We start from the raw sequence: 16457 nt of genomic DNA on the forward strand, positions 1-16457 counted from the left end.
GGCCCGATTATCGGGCTTTTTTTACACGCTCAGTTGCGCAGGCGCGGCGCCTGCAACTGCTTGCGGATAGTCTGCGCTAATTCATCCATCGTGGGTTGCTCCGGATGTTCATCCTGCAGCTCACTGCTTAACTGCGCCTCAGCGAGGTAGGTGTGAACGGGTTGCCCGTCGTCACCTTCCATCACCACGTGGTACCAAGGCGCGGCACGAAGCTCTGCATCAACCGCCAGCTCGTCGGCTGACGGTTCGTCAAGGGAATACTCCGGGTCGATATCCACGACCACACCCAAATACCCAAGCAAGGTGTGGCGGACCTGCTGGCCGATACCGAATTTGCTGGCAATCATAGTCACCTCCCGGGAAACATTACTTACACACGATGTGAGGGCAATATTTCTCTTTTCAAGTTACATGACGCGACAGGCAAACCCTTTCAGATACAGCCCTTCCGGGTAGGTAGCGATCACCGGATGATCGGCCGCCTGACGGAACTGCTCTATAAATTGTACATCACGACCAGCATCTATTGCGGCATCGGCGATGATTTTCTGAAATAAATCTGTGGTCATCAGGCCGGAGCAGGAGAACGTGAGCAGAACCCCGCCCGGGTTCAGCAGCTGGATAGCCAGCATGTTGATATCTTTATACCCGCGGCATGCACCCATCAGCTGGCTTTTGTTTTCCACAAACTTAGGCGGGTCCATGACGATAACGTCGAACTTCTCGCCCTGGTCGCGATATTTACGCAGCAGTTTAAAGACGTCATCACGTACAAACTCCGCTTTGCTCAGGTCCAGTTTGTTTAGCTCAACGTTCTGTTTCGCCACGTCCAGCGCTTCCTGTGACGTATCCACGCTAACGACCTGGGCACAGCCGCCCATCAGCGCAGACACCGCAAAACCACCCGTGTAGGAGAAGCAGTTCAGCACGCGCTTGTTCGCCACGTACTGACGAGTTGCCAGACGGCTGTCGCGCTGGTCGAGGTAGTAACCTGTTTTGTGGCCGCCCTGAATGTCCACCAGCAGCTTCATGCCGTGTTCTTCGATAGGCAGCAGGGCAGGCGGTAATTCACCGGTAACTGGCCCTTGCGTCAGCTCCATGCCCTCTTTTTTACGCACCGCCACATCGCTGCGGTCATAAATGGCGCATTCCGGGAACAGAGACTGAAGGGCGCTGATCAGGGCAGCACGCTGATATTCCGCACCTGCGCTTAACAGTTGCAGCACCATGAAGTTGCCAAAGCGATCAATGGTGACACCCGGCAGGCCGTCGGACTCACCGGCGATCAGCCGATAGCTGTCCAGTCCGTCACGTTTTGCCAGCCACTCACGCCACTGCTGAGCCTGCTGCAGGCGGCGGACGAAGAAATCGATATCGATGCTTTCATCTTTATCGAACGTCCAGACGCGAGCGCGGATCTGCGATGCTGGCGAGTATGCGCCGCGCGCTAACCATTTCCCCTGATGGTCAACGATATCGATGGTTTCACCGAGGTTGGCTTTACCTTCCATACGCGCAACCGCGCCGGAAAAGACCCAGGGATGGCGGCGCAGCAATGACTTCTCGCGCCCTTTGGCTAACACTAAACGTACACTCATAATTTGCTATTCTGTCGATTTCAGGAAATGGCGCGTAGATTACCACATTCAGCAAGGCGCAATCATCTGCGGATGCCATTGAGCGTTTCGGCACAAAATCAAATCGCTTAAGCACATTACGGCACTGCGGCGGGATATACAGTGGGCTTCCGGTTCAGCAAAGGAAACCCCCATGAAAAAGCACAATGTAATCACAATAGCCGCTCTGGCGGCGATGAGTTGTCAGGTTTTAGCCGCAACGCCTTTCAGCATGACCAGTCAGGATATTTCCGGCGAACGCCATTTGGCGCAACAGCAGGTGTTTGAGGGATTTGGCTGCCACGGTGGGAATACCTCACCGCAGTTGGCATGGACCAATCCGCCCGCCGGTACGAAAAGTTTTGCCGTCACGGTTTATGACCCGGATGCGCCTACCGGCAGCGGCTGGTGGCACTGGACCGTGGTCAACATTCCCGCGAAGACGCAGACGCTGCCAGCCGATGCGGGTAACCCGAACGGCGAAAAATTACCCGTAGGCGTTGTGCAGGGGCGTAATGATTTCGGTTATTCTGGATTCGGTGGCGCATGTCCCCCCGCAGGGGATAAGCCTCATCGCTATCAGATCACCGTCTGGGCGCTGGACGTGGATAAACTGCCCGTCGATAAAAATGCCAGCGGCGCGCTGGTCGGCTTTATGCTCAATAGTCACGTTCTGGCAAAGGCTCAGTTAACAGCAATCTACAGCAGATAAGGATGGCGGTGTGCAGGAGTTTCATTTTCGACATAAACATCTCACGGCGGGTGAAGTGAGTGCCAGCAAAATGCATCGCCTGCACCAGGTTAAACTCTTTTTTCCGGCGATTTGTCATATCACTCACGGCAGTAAGGTGATTGTGCAGGATGGCAACCGCCTGGTGGCAACCCGGGATGAGCTCATCATTATCCCTGCCAATACGGCGATGGAGATTATCAACCAGCCTGCAAACGGTCTGTTTCACTCGGATTTGCTGATGTTATCGCCGGAAATTGTTGCCGGGTTCAAAGCGCATTACCTGAAATCCTGGCCGCGCACGACGCTGCATTCGCTCTGCGCTCCGCTGAGCGAGGGGCTGGCGTTTATGTGGGATAACCTGCTGCACGCCGTGCGTCAGGATTTACCGGAGGCGCTGCAAAAGCATCAGGCCTTTGGGCTTTTGCTGGCACTGCTGCATGACGGCGTGGCAGGTCCGCTGCTTATTGAGCGAAACAATAACCTGACCGAGCAGGTGCGACAGTTCATTATGCTGTCGCCCGCAAGAGCCTGGACCGCGCAGGATGTCGCCAGCCGTCTGGCCCTGAGCGTGCCGACGATGCGCAGACGGCTACGTGAAGAGTCGCAGAGTTTTCGCCAGATTATGGAGGAGGTAAGAATGGCCGTTGCTTTGTCACAGCTGCAGTCAACCCGATTACCGATTGGCGAAATCGCATTACAATGTGGGTATCTTTCCAGCTCTCGTTTCACCGCCCGTTTCCGGCAACACTATGGCTGTTTGCCGAAAACGCTACGTTAAGGAGAAGAAATATGTCTAAAGTCTGCACCATCGCCTGGGTTCACGGCGTCGTTCAGGGGGTCGGATTTCGCTACAGCACCCAGCGCGAAGCAATTGAGCTTGGGCTAACGGGATACGCGCGAAACATGGATGACGGCAGCGTTGAGGTGGTCGCCTGTGGCGAAGCGGAGCAGGTTGAGAAGCTGGTGGCGTGGCTGAAAGCGGGCGGGCCGCGAAGTGCGCGGGTTGATAAGGTTTTAACGGAACCGCATCAACCCGGTCGGGAGTACGTTAACTTCGGTATTCGCTATTAAATGCACTTCACCGGCTTAGGCAGGCCGGCAATCTTTGTTGCCTGTTTTGCCGGGCCCTTTGGAAACAGGCGATACAGATAACGGCTGTTACCTTTCTCTTCGCCGAATTTATTGGCCATGGCTTTGACCAGCATACGAATAGCCGGAGAGGTGTTGAATTCGAGATAGAATTCGCGCACGAAACGCACCACTTCCCAGTGTTCGGGGGAAAGTGCAATTCCTTCCTTTTCCGCAATCACCGCTGCCAGCGCTTCGCTCCACTGGCCACTCTCTTTGAGATAACCGTCGTTATCGGTCTCGATCTCTTTGCCTTCAAAACTCAACATAATCATTCACGCATCAGTCAAAAACCGCAGCAGTGTATCAAAAAACAAAGCCCCGCATAAGCGGGGCCAGGTTTACATTACTGTGGCTTTAATCGCGGCTGGCGAAGCCCAGGATGCTCAGCAGGCTGACGAAGATGTTATACAGCGACACATACAGGCTCACGGTAGCGCGGATATAGTTCGTCTCACCGCCGCGAATGATGTTGCTGGTTTCAAACAGGATGGCACCTGAAGAAATCAGAATAAACACGGCGCTAATTGCCAGGTGCAGGGCAGGCAGCTGCAGGAAGATGTTTGCCACCATACCCACCAGCACGACCACGACGCCCGCCATCAGCATACCGCCGAGGAAGGACATGTCCTTACGGGTAGTCAGCACGTAGGCCGAGCAGCAGAAGAACACCAGCGCGGTACCGCCCAGCGCCATACCGATAAGGTCGCCCATACCTGCAGACAGATACGCATTCAGCATCGGCCCCAGGATGTAGCCCAGGAAGCCAGTGAAGGCAAACGCAGACAGAATACCAACTGGTTTGTCAGCGGTTTTGTAGGTCAGGAACATCAGACCATACATCCCCACCAGCGTCAGGATCAGCCCCGGAGACGGCAGCATCAGCACGGTGCTGGCGGTGGCGGTGATCGCCGAAAATGCCAGCGTCAGGCTAAGCATGAAATAGGTATTGCGCAGCACCTTGTGGGTACTGAGTAGCGATGTGCGGTCGCGTGAAGAAGTAATTATACGATCCATGAGTCACTCTCTTATGACAGATGTAATTAACGGCAAGAATAGGAAACGGCGCGCCAGTCTCAAAGTGGTTTTACCCATCTTTACTCAGCACGTTAGCGCTGATGCTGGTTATTTCTTCTGCGAAAATCATTTCCCACAGGATGAACAGCGGATTACGAATTTTATTCAGATCAACCTCTTATAGGTTACTGAAAAATATTGCCTTATTTCAATCCGAGCGCTAAGAGTTATTCCCGGATCGTCATAAAACAGACAATAAGGCGAAGGACATGAAACCACAAACACGCACTAACTTTACACTCTCTTTGTTAACCGCGGCCATTCTGTGCACCAGCACGGTAAGCTGGGCGGCTAACGTGCCGGCAGGAACGCAACTGGCAGAGAAGCAGGAACTGGTCAGGAACAACGGCAGTGAACCCTCATCGCTTGACCCGCATAAAGTCGAAAGCGATGTCGAATTCAATATTATCAGCGATTTATTCGAAGGGCTGGTCAGCGTTTCTCCGAACGGTGATATCCAGCCGCGGCTGGCGGAGAAATGGGAGAACAAAGACAACACCGTCTGGACGTTCCATCTGCGTCCTGGCATCACCTGGAGCGACGGCACCGCCATTACTGCAGAAGATGTGGTCTGGAGCTGGCAGCGTCTGGTCGACCCTAAAACCGCCTCGCCGTACGCCAGCTATCCGGGCAACATGCACATCATCAACGCCGCAGAGATTGCGCAGGGTAAACAAACGCCCGATAAACTGGGCGTGAAAGCCATCAACGACACTACGCTTGAAGTCAAGCTCACCCAGCCAAATGCCGCTTTCCTGGCGATGCTGGCGCACCCTTCGCTGGTGCCGGTGGATAAAGTGCTGATTGGGCGTTTCGGTGATAAATGGACCAAACCCGAGCATTTCGTCAGCAGCGGTGCTTATAAACTGTCGCAGTGGGTGGTCAACGAGCGCATTGTGGCCGAGCGCAACCCGCGCTACTGGGATAACGCGCATACCGTTATCAATAAGGTGACGTACCTGCCCATCACCTCTGAAGCCTCGGATGTGAACCGCTATAAGGCCGGTGAAATCGACATCGTTTATACGGTGCCGATCAATCAGTTTGCGCAGCTCAAGAAAACGCTGGGCAGCGAACTGGATGTTTCTCCACAGCTTGCCACGTACTGGTATGAGTTCAACACCACCCGTCCACCGTTTAATGATGCCCGCGTGCGCAGGGCGCTGAACATGGCGCTGGATAAAGACATCATCGCGGAGAAAGTGTTAGGGCAGGGGCAGCGTCCGGCGTGGCTCGTCAGCCAGCCGGATATCGGCGGTATCACGCTAAAAAACCCGGATTACGCCAGCTGGCCGATGGAAAAACGCATTGCCGAAGCCAAAAAACTGCTCAACGAAGCCGGTTTTAACGCCAGCCACCCGCTGCGCTTTAATCTGCTCTACAACACGTCTGAATCGCACCAGCGCATTGCCATCGCGGCCAGCTCAATGTGGAAGAAAAATCTTGGGGTGGAGGCGAAGCTGCAAAATCAGGAGTGGAAAACCATGCTGGATACCATGCACACCCACAACTTTGACGTGGTGCGCTACGCCTGGATTGCGGATTACGATGATGCGGCGACGTTCCTCAACAACTACCGTACCGGAGACAGTGAAAACACCAGCCAGTACAGCAACCCGGAGTATGACCAGGCGTTAGTCAACGCGGCGAAAGCGAAAACGTCGGAAGAGCGCGGCAAATTCTACCAGCAGGCAGAGGATCTTTTAGGGCGCGACGTGCCTGCGATCCCGGTCTATCACTACGTGCGTACACACTTGGTGAAACCGTGGGTGGGCGGATTCACGCCGGATAAGCTGGGGTACTACTACACCAAAGATATGTACATCAAGAAGCACTAAGCCTGAACGCTGCATTATGTGCTGAGAAAACGGCCAATACGTTGTCAATTCAACCGATTAAACGCGTATTGGCTATTTTTAAAGCGAACGAATGCCGTGGCTCTTTACAGCACGCAGAGAGGTGTTTATAGTTCGCCTCACTTAGGAAGCGTGGCCGAGCGGTTGAAGGCACCGGTCTTGAAAACCGGCGACCCGAAAGGGTTCTAGAGTTCGAATCTCTACGCTTCCGCCAAATATAAACCCCAGGTTGCTCGTCAACCTGGGGTTTCTTCTTTTGGATTGGCCGATCCGGCTCACATTTTTAAAAAACCACTATTCCCCTATATAAAACAGGCGTTATCATTCACGCCGTAAATATCTTGCTATCTCTCACCGAGGCTTTGATGCTGGAGAATGTTTTCATCAGATAATCAGTTTCCCGCTCTTTTCAGGACGGACTGGTTATCGCTGCGCTTAAACCTTACGCACGCACCTGCAGGTGTGGGCTCGTTTTTACGCATGATGATTACACAGGTTTTCCAGTATGAATTTATCCCGTCAGGAACAACGAACCTTACACGTTCTCGCCAAAGGTGGACGTATTGTGCACGTCCGCGACAGTTCTGGCCGCGTCACGTCCGTTGAGTGCTACACCCGTGAAGGGCTGGTGCTGAGCGACTGCACGCTTAACGTCTTTAAAAAACTCCGCACTAAAAAGCTGATCCGATCCGTCAACGGGCAGCCTTATCGCATCAATACAACCGGGCTGAACAACGTTCGCGCCCAGCTGGATAATCGTTAACCGGAATAAACAACGCCACCCTTGGGTGGCGTTGGCCTACGGTGGAGCGTGCGAAATGTAGGCCGGGCAAGCGCAGCGCCACCCGGCAAGAAATAAGAAAGGTGACGTCTAAGAGCGGATAAAGGCCAGAATGTCCGCGTTGATAGTATCCGCATGGGTGGTATGCATCCCGTGTGGGAAGCCCGGATAAACTTTCAGTACGCTGTTCGCCAGCAGCTTGTCCTGCAGTAAAGAGGCATTTTTATACGGCACAACCTGATCGTCGTCGCCCTGCAGCACCAGTACAGGAACCGTGATGGCTTTTAAATCCTCCGTCTGGTCGGTCTCTGAAAACGCCTTAATTCCCTCATAGTGAGCCTTGGCACTTCCGATCATTCCCTGGCGCCACCAGTTTTGAATGGTGCCCTGTGAAACGTCGGCCCCGTCCCGATTAAAGCCGTAGAAAGGACCGCTGGCGACGTCGAGGTAAAACTGGGCGCGGTTAGCCGCCAGCGCTTTGCGGAAGTCGTCGAAAACCTCGATAGGCGTTCCACCGGGGTTAGCGTCCGTTTTTACCATCAGAGGCGGGACGGCGCTGACGAGCACCGCTTTGGCGACGCGCCCCTGCGGTTGTCCGTACTGCGCAACATAGCGGGCGACCTGGCCGCCGCCGGTGGAGTGGCCGACGTGCACGGCGTTGCGCAGGTCCAGGCTTTCAACCACGGCCGACGCATCGGAGGCATAATGATCCATATCATGGCCTTCACTCACCTGATCAGAACGCCCATGACCACGACGGTCGATAGCGATAACGCGATAGCCTTCCGCAAGGAAGAAGAGCATCTGGTTATCCCAGTCATCGGCACTTAAAGGCCAGCCGTGGTGGAAAACAATGGGTTGCGCCTCTTTTGAACCCCAGTCTTTGTAGAAAATGTTGACGCCGTCTTTCGTTGTTACGAATGCCATACCGCAAACTCCTCAGTTAAAGGCAACATGATCGCAGGCTGAAAGGCTCGCACCCTCATAGCCCTAATCGATCCGGCTTTTTGACGTTCACCGTACCGGTAGAACCTTTAAAGTGTAGGAGAAATAGTGGAAATAGAAGGTTTCATTACCGTTAAAGGCAGCCATACACCCGCTGGCTGCGGGGGAACAGGCCTTACGTTTCGACCCGCATCAAAAATAAGGGGGATAATTTCAGATAATGTCCTTTCCGGTTTATTTGTCTCGAGAAAATGCGCGTCGTTTCCCGGCCTTGTTGCAGAAGCGAAAGGCTGGTCTATGCTCAAAACACTAACTCGCCTTTCGCTGGTTGTCTGAAAATAAAAGAATTTTTGCCTGTGGGGTCGTGGTGATGAAAAGGATCCAACTTGCGTTTCTACCCTGTTTTGCCGCCTTGATCGCTTTCTCATCCTTTGCTGCCGAGCCCCGTCAGGAGCCTACGGAGCAGGAGCGCGCGCGCACGGTCTATATCTTCCATCAACCGATTGTCATGCTGCAGGCAAAATTTGGCCTTACCACGCCCGAAGAACGTGTGTTACGCATCCGCAATACCCTGCGTAATTTTACCCAGGCGGACGTCAGCGAGCCGCTAAAAATTGTCCCCGTGACCCGCTACAACCAGCAGGGACGGCTGATTGTGATGAACAGTAAGCCGGTGATGCTGCTGACCGAGTCTGATTTAGACGAAGGGGACGATCTCACCCTCGACCAGGCCGCAAAGAGAGTGTTAACGCGAATGGAAGCGCAGAGAGCGGCGCTAAGCGATCAATACAATACCGGCTGGTTGACCCTCTCGGGCGTAAAAACGATAGCGGGGCTTCTGGCACTGGCTCTGCTGTGTTATGGCGCCTGGCGATCCTGGCGCTGGTTCAGACGCCTGTACCACAGGCGTATTCTGGAGAATCGGAGTTGGGTGCCGCAAAGCTGGCGGCGTTATATCGGTGCCATTGAAATCCGACTCTACGCGCTACTGATGATTGTGTTGGGGCTTATCGGATTCTATGTCTGGCTTAGCTGGGCATTCAGTCTCTTTCCCTGGACGCGCGTGTGGGGCACATCGTTGGGAGACTGGTCGATACGCGTCGCGCGAGAAATCGCGTTATCCATTGTGTCTGCTTTACCGGGGCTGATGATTGTCCTGATTATTTTCATCATTACCGCGTTTATTCTGAAGCTGCTGAAACTGGTGCTCAATCAGGTGGAAGCAGGGCGTTTACAACTCCCCGGCATTCACCCGGAAACGGTAGGCGCGACCCGTAAGTTAATTTCCGTTGCCGTCTGGCTCTTTGCGCTCTCAGCCGCGTACCCGTTTTTACCCGGTGCGAATTCGCTGGCCTTTAAAGGTATTAGCGTCTTCTTTGGCCTGATGCTCACGCTGGGATCGGCGGGGGTGATGAACCATGCGATGAGTGGTCTGGTGCTGATTTACTCCCGCGCCCTGCGAAAAGGCGATGTTATTCGTGTGTCGGAAAATGAGGGAAAGGTCAGCGAAATCGGCATGCTCGCCACCAAAATCATCACCCGCGAGAACTATGTGGTGACCGTGCCTAATGCGGTGATGGTGAGCGGCAAGATCACCAATCTTAGCGCGCAGCAGTCGGATGGCAGCGTTAACCTGACGGTGGGCGTAACCATCGGTTACGACACCCCGTGGCGTCAGGTGCATGCCATGCTGGAGCTGGCGGCCAAACGGGCAAAAGGGATTGATCTCTCCGAACCGCCGCTGGTGCGTCAGTTAGGGTTAATGGACTGGTATATCGCGTATGAACTGCAGGTACGGCTGCAGCCAGATCTGTCTCTTGCTATTGCCCGTAATGAGCTGCACAGCCATATTCAGGACGTCTTCAACGAGTTCAACGTACAGATTATGTCGCCGAACTTTGTGATGCAGCCGGAGGGCAGTGTGATGGTTGCCAAAGAAAACTGGTACCCGGCACCTGCGGCCCCTCCGCCGGGAGAAAAATAATGTACCTGTTCTGAAGTGAGGTGGCCGCCAGGGAAGGCGGTATCGTAGGATTATAGCTTCTGGTCAACGATCGCTGATAAAGAGAAAGCTCATAATGGTTTATTTAAGGGTTAGACAGAATTCATTAAAAATCGAAGTGGCGTAATCTCAAGGGCTTTATGCCATATAGCCGTGAGGTCGACGATACCTGCCATTGAGAACAGGACTAACTTCAGAATATAGCTGTATTATCCGCGTCTTTAAAATAAACCAGAAAATAGTCGTGTGGATCGTTTTTTGGGGTGCCAACTTGTTCCAGCCACGGTAAGAGATTACGCCAGAGAGAAAGTTTATATTTACTGATATTGATTATATTCATGAAAAATCGCTTATCGCAGTGAATAGTCTCTGCGGAAATTTATAAAGGTGGAATTGTTGTCTGCGTACAAAGCCTGGTATGAAAAAGAGCCTATATCAGAAACCACTGAAAAATAAGATTCACTTATCCAAAAATAAACGTTTACATTTTAGCCGCTGACTGGATAAACAATAGGCACATTGAGAAGGGATAACAACCAACACCTAAATTATTCAATTTCCTGCTTTACATCGCCCCCGGAGATGTTTATAGTGCGCCTCACTTTGGAAGCGTGGCCGAGCGGTTGAAGGCACCGGTCTTGAAAACCGGCGACCCGAAAGGGTTCTAGAGTTCGAATCTCTACGCTTCCGCCAAATTCGAAAACCCTGCGATAGCAATATCGCAGGGTTTTTTCGTTTTACAGCGCAATCACCAGTTCCCCGGAATGGCTTCGAGAACAGCACAGCGCCACCTGCTGGTCCGGCGCGCCTTTTTCCGCCGCCGACTGCACGCTATCCCGGTGATCCACCACGCCGTCAATCACCGGCGTCAGGCACGCGCCGCAAATCCCCATTTCACACGACAGCGGCACGTCTACACCGTTTTCCTGCAATACCTGGGCGATGGTTTTATCCGCAGGTACCGGCCAGCGCTCGCCGGTGGAGGCCAGTTTAACCGTAAAGATCTCGCCCGCGACGTCGCTTGTGGCAGTGGCCGCGGGCTGAAACGCCTCGCTGTGAAGATGGGCGTCATCCCATCCCTTCGCTGTGGCCACCTCGCGCACTTTTTCCATAAAACCCGCTGGTCCACACACCCAGGCATGAAATCCCACCTCCGGCACCGGAAGATGCTCACCCAGCGCTGTGCGCGGGCTGGCGGTATGAATGATGCACTCACTGCACTGCGAGAGCTCGCGCGCAAACGCCGCGCTTTCGCGGTTTCTGACATAATAGTGCAGGGTAAACGGCGTTCCGGCCGCCTTCAGCTGCAGGGCCATCGCATACAGCGGCGTAATGCCAATTCCTGCCGCCAGCAGCAAAACCCGCTCTGCCTGACCAAGCGGAAACTGATTGCGCGGGGCGGAAATCACCAGCTTCTGCCCGGGACGCAGCGTCTCGTGAACGTAGCGCGACCCGCCGCGCGAGGCGGTTTCCCGGCCCACGCAGATAAGATAGCTTTCTTCTTCACAGGCCCCGGTCAGGGAATACTGGCGCACCACGCCGCAGGGCAGATGCACATCAATGTGCGCGCCGGGCTGCCACGTCGGGAGTGCTTTACCGTCTTCAGACACCAGCCTGACAGCGAGGCTTTTGTCGCCCTCGCGCCACAGCCCGTCAACAATCACGCTCAGCATATCGGTCTCCGTCATACCAGGAAAAACTCGCCAAAGCCCATTTTTTTCAGTCCCCGACGGTAGGCTATTGAGCTTTTGTCAGCGGGAATATGGGCTTCCAGCGTCAGGTCCAGCGGCAGGCTTTCCGGACGCTGGGTTTCCACCATCAGGCGATCCTCTTCGAAGATGCGCAGGTTAAAGGCATGCACGTCTTCCACCGGAATATGCAGGTCAAGGTTGCGCGCAATAGGGGCGAACATGCGGGTCACGCGCGATGACACGGGCGACGCGGCGTTCATGATCACCAGTCTCGACTCACCCGGAAAATGAATCGTCAGAGTGGCGGTAAACGGCAGATGCATTTCAAAATGGCGCAGCCACTGGAACCCTTCTGGCGCCTGCACGGGTGAACCGGCGGGATAGTTGCTCACGGAGCTCCAGTAATCCGCCACGAAGCCGAACGGCGTCTCCTGTGGCTGATAGGCGGGCACAAGCTGATTATTGGGATCGGCAAAGGTATCAGTGTGGATCCACGCAAAGTGCGCCACGTCCAGAAACCCCTCCACCTGTCGCCCGGCGAAGCCATTCACCTCGAATGCCGGGCAGTTGATCTGCTGAAAGCCTGCGTCATCCCAGTGCGGCATGGTGGGCAGCGGCGCAGGATTGTCCGGGTCAAAGGCCAGGCAGGTCCAGATTAGGCCGAAGCGCTCCTCCACGGCGTAGTTAATCAGGTTCAGCTTCGCCGGAACGGGCTGGTCGGGACTGGACGGAATACGGTTGCAGCGCCCGTCCTCCCCGAAGCGTAAACCGTGATAGGGGCAGATAACCCCGTGTTCGTCGTGAAAGCCGAGCGTCAGCGGCACGCCGCGGTGCGGGCAGACGTCCCGGGCGACCACGACCTGGTCGTGGATCCGGTAAATTACCAGCTGTTCATCCAGCAGGGTCGCCTTGACAGGCGCCGGGCCGACGTCACAGGCGCGCGCGACCGGATGCCAGCATTTCGCCAGGCGTAGCCAGTCCTCTGGCTCAAACGTGCAGTGGGTGGGTGGAGTCGGTTCTCTTTTCATCGTTATCCCTCTTACGTTCAGCCTAACGGGCCGCCCTGAATGGTCTCGCACAGACCGTTGATGATGCGCTCGCCGGTCTCCTCTTTGAGCTCCTGATACCAGGCCTGCGTCAACGCCATGTCTTTCCCGTGGGTGACGTCGCAGCGTTTACGCGCCTTCAGCACCAGGTCGCGCACCCGGTCGCAGCGCAGCGCTTCGTACTGCCGCAGCGCCAGCGTAATGCTGTGGTTTTCACGCAGGCATTCCCCCAGCACCACGGCATCTTCCATCGCCGCACAGCCGCCCTGGCCGATATCCGGCGTGGTGCTGTGCGCGGCATCGCCGAGCAGCGCGACGTTGCCGCGCACCAGGCTGTCGAACGGCTCAATGTCGTGGATTTCAATGCGGTTTGTGGTCTCGGGATCCAGCGCCGCGATAAGCGTCTGCACCGGCGGCGCCCAGCCGCGGAAGTAGCCCGTGAGATCGGCGCGCAGGGTGGTGCGATCCTCCGCCAGGCCCGCGGGCAGCGGCACGTCAAAAAAGAAGTAGAAACGACCGCCGGAGACGGGCATCAGCGACACGCGTTTGCCTTCGCCAACGAAGGTGGTCCACTGGTGCGCCGGGGCAATCTCTTCATCAATCTTTACCAGCCCGTTCCAGTTCACGTACCCGGCGTAGCGGCGCTCCGGGGTGTATCCCAGCACGTACGGACGAACCGCCGAGTGGCTGCCGTCGGCGGCAATCAGAAAATCGCCTGTTGCCGTGGTGCCATCGGTAAAGGTCACGCTCACGCCCGCGTCGTCTTCATGAACGTGTTCCACACGCTTGCCGAACTGCACCCTGTCGCGACCCCAGAAGTCCAGCATTTCGCGCTGGAGTTCAGCGCGCGAGACGGGGCAGGGACGCCCTCCGGTACGCTCAACCAGCGGGGCAAGGCTAAAGCGGGTCAGGGTCTCGCCGCGCCGGTAATCTTTGTAGGCCATAAAACGCATCGGACCGCCGTAAGTCTCGATGATGTCGCCCATGCCGAGGTGCTGCATGCATTTCACGCCGTTAGGCCAGATGGAGATGGCTGCCCCGACGGGCCTGATCTCTCTTACGGCTTCAAACACGGTACAGTCGATGCCCGCTTTCTTCAGCGCGACGGCGGCGCTCAGGCCGCCAATTCCCGCACCAATAACGATTGCTTTCATGCTTCTCTCCTTTTGCAGGGTGTAAAAACATTCAGCAATTTGCGTACCAGGCTGCAGAGTGGCGAAAACGGCGTTGTGAGCGGTGAGTTTGCACTGCTAAGGTGCGCAAACGCGGTGAATGTGCCTTTTTATGAATCAATAATTTCCTGTTGAACTATACGGAATCGACTGTTTCACACCTGCGCTCAGAATGGCGTGGTTTGTGCAAGAGCCCGGAGGATGACAATAAAGGAGACGCTATGATCGCACTGCATGAGTTCAATCATCTTTCCCACGAAAAGGCGTTAGCGCTGATTCACCCCTGCGTGGCGCTCCCCGGCTGGGCCGACGCGCTGGCTCTGGGGCGGCCCTACGCCAACCGGGACGAATTGTTCAGTACGGCGAAAGCGCTGACGCAAGCCTGGGACGAAGCGGCGCTAGCGCAGGCCCTGAGCGCCCATCCACGCATCGGGGAAAAGCCGGCGGGCTCACAGGCGGAGGCGGCGCTGTCGCGCCAGGAGCAGGGCGCGGTGAATGAAGGCGATGCTGACCTTGCTCAGGCGCTGCGCGAGGGGAATGCCCGCTACGAAGCTCGCTTTGGGCGCGTCTTTCTCATCCGCGCGAAGGGCCGCAGCGGCGAAGACATTTTACAGGCGCTGCACGCGCGCCTTGAAAACAGCGATGCGCAGGAAGTACGGGCTGCACTCGAACAGCTGCGGGACATTACGTTACTACGTCTGGAGGGAGTCATTAGCGAATGAGTACGTTAAGCACGCATATTCTGGATATCTCGACGGGCAAACCGGCGCAGGGCGTGACGGTCCATCTTCAACAGGAGGGGAAGACGCTCGCCACGGGCGTGACCAACGCGCAGGGGCGCATCGCCGCGTTCGTTCCCTCTCTGCCCGCAGGCCGCTATCGGCTGGTGGCGGAGATCGGCGCGTGGTTTAGAGAAACCGGTCGCGACACGCTCTACCCCTGCGCGCAAATTGATTTTGTGACGGGGGAAACGGCAGACGAGCACTTCCATCTGCCGTTTGTGATTGCGCCCGGCGGGTGGTCAACCTACCGGGGCAGTTGACCATACCCGCGCGCCGTTAACCCAGGTCTCGCTGATGTTGCGCTCGTCGCCCAGGGTCATCAGCACGAAAAGCTGCTCGTAGATATCCTTGCAGCGGCGATTGCGCAGGCGCTGCAGCGGCGTCACGTCGGGGTCGATAACCACAAAATCCGCCTCTTTGCCGGGCGCGAAGTTGCCAATCTTATCGTCGAGCCTGAGGGCGTGCGCGCCGCCCAGCGTGGCGTGGTAAAACGCCTCGCTGGCGCGCAGGCGGTAGCTCTGAAGCTGGCCGACCTTGTAGGCTTCCCCCAGGGTGCGCAGCATGCTGAAGGTGGTGCCCGCACCGACGTCGGTGCCGATGCCCATCCGCACCTTGTGCTGCCAGCAGGCGGGCAGGCGAAACAGCCCGCTGCCGAGAAACAGGTTCGAGGTGGGGCAAAACGCCACCGCCGAACCGGTGTCATGCAGGCACTGCCACTCGCTGTGGTGAAGATGAATCGCGTGGGCAAACACGCTGCGCTCGCCGGTCAGGCCGTAGTGGTGATACACGTCCAGATAGCGCTCGTGCTCCGGCCAGAGGTCGCTTACCCAGGCCACTTCGTTGGGGTTTTCACTCAGATGGGTCTGCAGCCAGGTATCCGGGAACTCCTCTCTGAGCAGGCTGACCGCGGCAAGCAGCTCGGGTGATGAGGTCGGGGCAAAGCGCGGCGTAATGGCATAGCCCAGCCGCCCCCGGTGGTGCCAGCGCTGAATCAGCTCCCGCGTCTGCCGGTAGCTCTGCTTCGCGTCTTCGCTCAGGTAGTCCGGCGCGTGTCTGTCCATCATTACCTTTCCGGCGATAAGTCGCATATTGAGGCGCAGGGCTTCGGTAAACAGCGCCTCGACCGATTCCGGATGCAGCGTGCAAAACACCAGCGCGGTGGTGGTGCCGTTGCTCACCAGCTGCTGAATGAAAAATTCGGCGATCTCTTTCGCGTAGGCTGCATCGGCAAACTGGCTCTCCACCGGAAAGGTGTAGGTGGTCAGCCACTCCAGCAGCTGTTCGCCAAAGGCGCCGATCATCTCCGTTTGCGGGTAATGGACGTGGGTGTCGACAAAACCGGGCAGCAGCAGCCTGCCGCGCAGGTCGGTGTAGCCCTTGTGGGGGTCAAGATACTGCTCGCCCTCCTGCCACGGCATCTGCGCCAGGATTTTCCCGCTCTGTATAAACAGCAGCCCGTCCTCAAGGTAGCGCGCGTGCCGGGCAATCGCGTCTGCGCTGTCGCAGACCTGGGCAATATCAAAAAATGCACCGCGGATCGCTGTCTGGTAATCCATCATGGTTCCTGCCTTAGTGTTTGCGTAGCGGGGTGATAAGGCGCAGCAAGAACGGTGCCAGAATGAACGGGC

At 56.2% G+C, this 16457-nt stretch carries 17 protein-coding genes and 2 tRNA genes; 10 read left to right on the top strand and 9 right to left on the bottom strand.

Translation table 11 applies throughout. The features are described 5' to 3' along the window. Nucleotides 1-29: 29 nt before the first annotated feature. Both hspQ and rlmI read right to left on the bottom strand, forming a co-directional pair. Nucleotides 30-347: a heat shock protein HspQ gene (gene hspQ, locus ACTJJA_RS03620; protein ID WP_010429359.1), complete on the bottom strand. Its 318-nt coding sequence runs from the start codon at nucleotides 345-347 to the stop codon at nucleotides 30-32. Nucleotides 348-407: 60 nt separating this feature from the next. Then, entirely contained in the window at nucleotides 408-1598 is a 1191-nt protein-coding gene (rlmI, locus tag ACTJJA_RS03625) for a 23S rRNA (cytosine(1962)-C(5))-methyltransferase RlmI (RefSeq protein WP_440666230.1), read from the bottom strand. A gap of 172 nt (nucleotides 1599-1770) precedes the next feature. Here rlmI and ACTJJA_RS03630 point away from each other — a divergent pair, with 172 nt between their 5' ends. From ACTJJA_RS03630 to yccX, 3 genes are read left to right on the top strand one after another with little or no spacing between them, the layout of a single operon-like run. Continuing rightward, nucleotides 1771-2328: a kinase inhibitor gene (locus tag ACTJJA_RS03630; protein ID WP_440666232.1), complete on the top strand. Its 558-nt coding sequence runs from the start codon at nucleotides 1771-1773 to the stop codon at nucleotides 2326-2328. Nucleotides 2329-2338: 10 nt separating this feature from the next. Next, nucleotides 2339-3127 carry a helix-turn-helix transcriptional regulator gene (locus ACTJJA_RS03635; protein ID WP_440666234.1) on the top strand — a complete coding sequence of 263 codons (789 nt, stop codon included), beginning with the start codon at nucleotides 2339-2341 and terminating at the stop codon, nucleotides 3125-3127. Between the two features lie 11 nt (nucleotides 3128-3138). After that, nucleotides 3139-3420, top strand: a complete 282-nt coding sequence (gene yccX, locus ACTJJA_RS03640; RefSeq protein ID WP_237846829.1) for an acylphosphatase — start codon at nucleotides 3139-3141, stop codon at nucleotides 3418-3420. Here the strand turns inward: yccX and tusE are convergent. Further along, on the bottom strand, nucleotides 3417-3746 hold the full coding sequence (tusE, locus tag ACTJJA_RS03645; RefSeq protein ID WP_042718304.1) for a sulfurtransferase TusE: 330 nt from the start codon (nucleotides 3744-3746) through the stop codon (nucleotides 3417-3419). The two genes, yccX and tusE, sit on opposite strands and share 4 nt — an antisense overlap. A gap of 88 nt (nucleotides 3747-3834) precedes the next feature. Continuing rightward, nucleotides 3835-4494, bottom strand: a complete 660-nt coding sequence (gene yccA / locus ACTJJA_RS03650) for an FtsH protease modulator YccA (protein WP_023335168.1) — start codon at nucleotides 4492-4494, stop codon at nucleotides 3835-3837. A 269-nt stretch (nucleotides 4495-4763) separates the two neighbouring features. Here yccA and ACTJJA_RS03655 point away from each other — a divergent pair, with 269 nt between their 5' ends. The 3 genes from ACTJJA_RS03655 (at nucleotide 4764) to ACTJJA_RS03665 (ending at nucleotide 7173) form a co-directional block, all read left to right on the top strand. Next, nucleotides 4764-6392 (top strand): ABC transporter substrate-binding protein, encoded by a 1629-nt coding sequence (locus tag ACTJJA_RS03655; RefSeq protein WP_440666237.1) that lies wholly within the window; start codon nucleotides 4764-4766, stop codon nucleotides 6390-6392. A 144-nt stretch (nucleotides 6393-6536) separates the two neighbouring features. Beyond that, nucleotides 6537-6624 (top strand) — tRNA-Ser (locus tag ACTJJA_RS03660). Nucleotides 6625-6915: 291 nt separating this feature from the next. After that, complete coding sequence (locus tag ACTJJA_RS03665) at nucleotides 6916-7173, top strand: YjhX family toxin (protein WP_032674491.1); 258 nt, start codon at nucleotides 6916-6918, stop codon at nucleotides 7171-7173. A gap of 108 nt (nucleotides 7174-7281) precedes the next feature. Here ACTJJA_RS03665 and ACTJJA_RS03670 read toward each other — a convergent pair whose 3' ends face one another. After that, a complete protein-coding gene (locus ACTJJA_RS03670; protein WP_440666239.1) occupies nucleotides 7282-8118 on the bottom strand; it encodes an alpha/beta fold hydrolase in 837 nt (278 codons plus the stop codon). Between the two features lie 388 nt (nucleotides 8119-8506). Here ACTJJA_RS03670 and ACTJJA_RS03675 point away from each other — a divergent pair, with 388 nt between their 5' ends. Together ACTJJA_RS03675 and ACTJJA_RS03680 are read left to right on the top strand one after the other, a co-directional pair. Next, a complete protein-coding gene (locus tag ACTJJA_RS03675; RefSeq protein WP_440666241.1) occupies nucleotides 8507-10120 on the top strand; it encodes a mechanosensitive ion channel domain-containing protein in 1614 nt (537 codons plus the stop codon). 623 nt (nucleotides 10121-10743) lie between these two features. Continuing rightward, nucleotides 10744-10831 (top strand) — tRNA-Ser (locus ACTJJA_RS03680). Nucleotides 10832-10875: 44 nt separating this feature from the next. Here the strand turns inward: ACTJJA_RS03680 and ACTJJA_RS03685 are convergent. Genes ACTJJA_RS03685 through hpxO form a run of 3 tightly spaced genes read right to left on the bottom strand, consistent with a single transcriptional unit; the run spans nucleotide 10876 to nucleotide 14029 of the window. Continuing rightward, nucleotides 10876-11811 (bottom strand): PDR/VanB family oxidoreductase, encoded by a 936-nt coding sequence (locus ACTJJA_RS03685; RefSeq protein ID WP_440666568.1) that lies wholly within the window; start codon nucleotides 11809-11811, stop codon nucleotides 10876-10878. An 11-nt stretch (nucleotides 11812-11822) separates the two neighbouring features. After that, nucleotides 11823-12857 carry a molybdenum cofactor-independent xanthine hydroxylase subunit HpxD gene (gene hpxD, locus ACTJJA_RS03690; protein WP_440666243.1) on the bottom strand — a complete coding sequence of 345 codons (1035 nt, stop codon included), beginning with the start codon at nucleotides 12855-12857 and terminating at the stop codon, nucleotides 11823-11825. A gap of 17 nt (nucleotides 12858-12874) precedes the next feature. Continuing rightward, the gene (gene hpxO / locus ACTJJA_RS03695) at nucleotides 12875-14029 is read right to left on the bottom strand and encodes an FAD-dependent urate hydroxylase HpxO (protein WP_010429402.1); all 1155 of its coding nucleotides are present in this window, start codon (nucleotides 14027-14029) and stop codon (nucleotides 12875-12877) included. A gap of 239 nt (nucleotides 14030-14268) precedes the next feature. On the opposite strand from hpxO, the gene uraD reads away from it, so the two are divergent. Then, nucleotides 14269-14769 carry a 2-oxo-4-hydroxy-4-carboxy-5-ureidoimidazoline decarboxylase gene (gene uraD / locus ACTJJA_RS03700; protein ID WP_440666246.1) on the top strand — a complete coding sequence of 167 codons (501 nt, stop codon included), beginning with the start codon at nucleotides 14269-14271 and terminating at the stop codon, nucleotides 14767-14769. Continuing rightward, nucleotides 14766-15089, top strand: coding sequence for a hydroxyisourate hydrolase (gene uraH / locus ACTJJA_RS03705; RefSeq protein ID WP_440666248.1), 324 nt, complete (start codon nucleotides 14766-14768; stop codon nucleotides 15087-15089). The genes uraD and uraH overlap by 4 nt, the downstream gene beginning before the upstream one ends. Here uraH and guaD read toward each other — a convergent pair. Beyond that, a complete protein-coding gene (gene guaD / locus ACTJJA_RS03710) occupies nucleotides 15069-16385 on the bottom strand; it encodes a guanine deaminase (protein WP_440666250.1) in 1317 nt (438 codons plus the stop codon). The genes uraH and guaD overlap by 21 nt on opposite strands. Between the last annotated feature and the right edge of the window lie 72 nt (nucleotides 16386-16457).

Source organism: Enterobacter sp. 22452 (assembly GCF_052045065.1).
Classification (GTDB): domain Bacteria; phylum Pseudomonadota; class Gammaproteobacteria; order Enterobacterales; family Enterobacteriaceae; genus Enterobacter; species Enterobacter mori.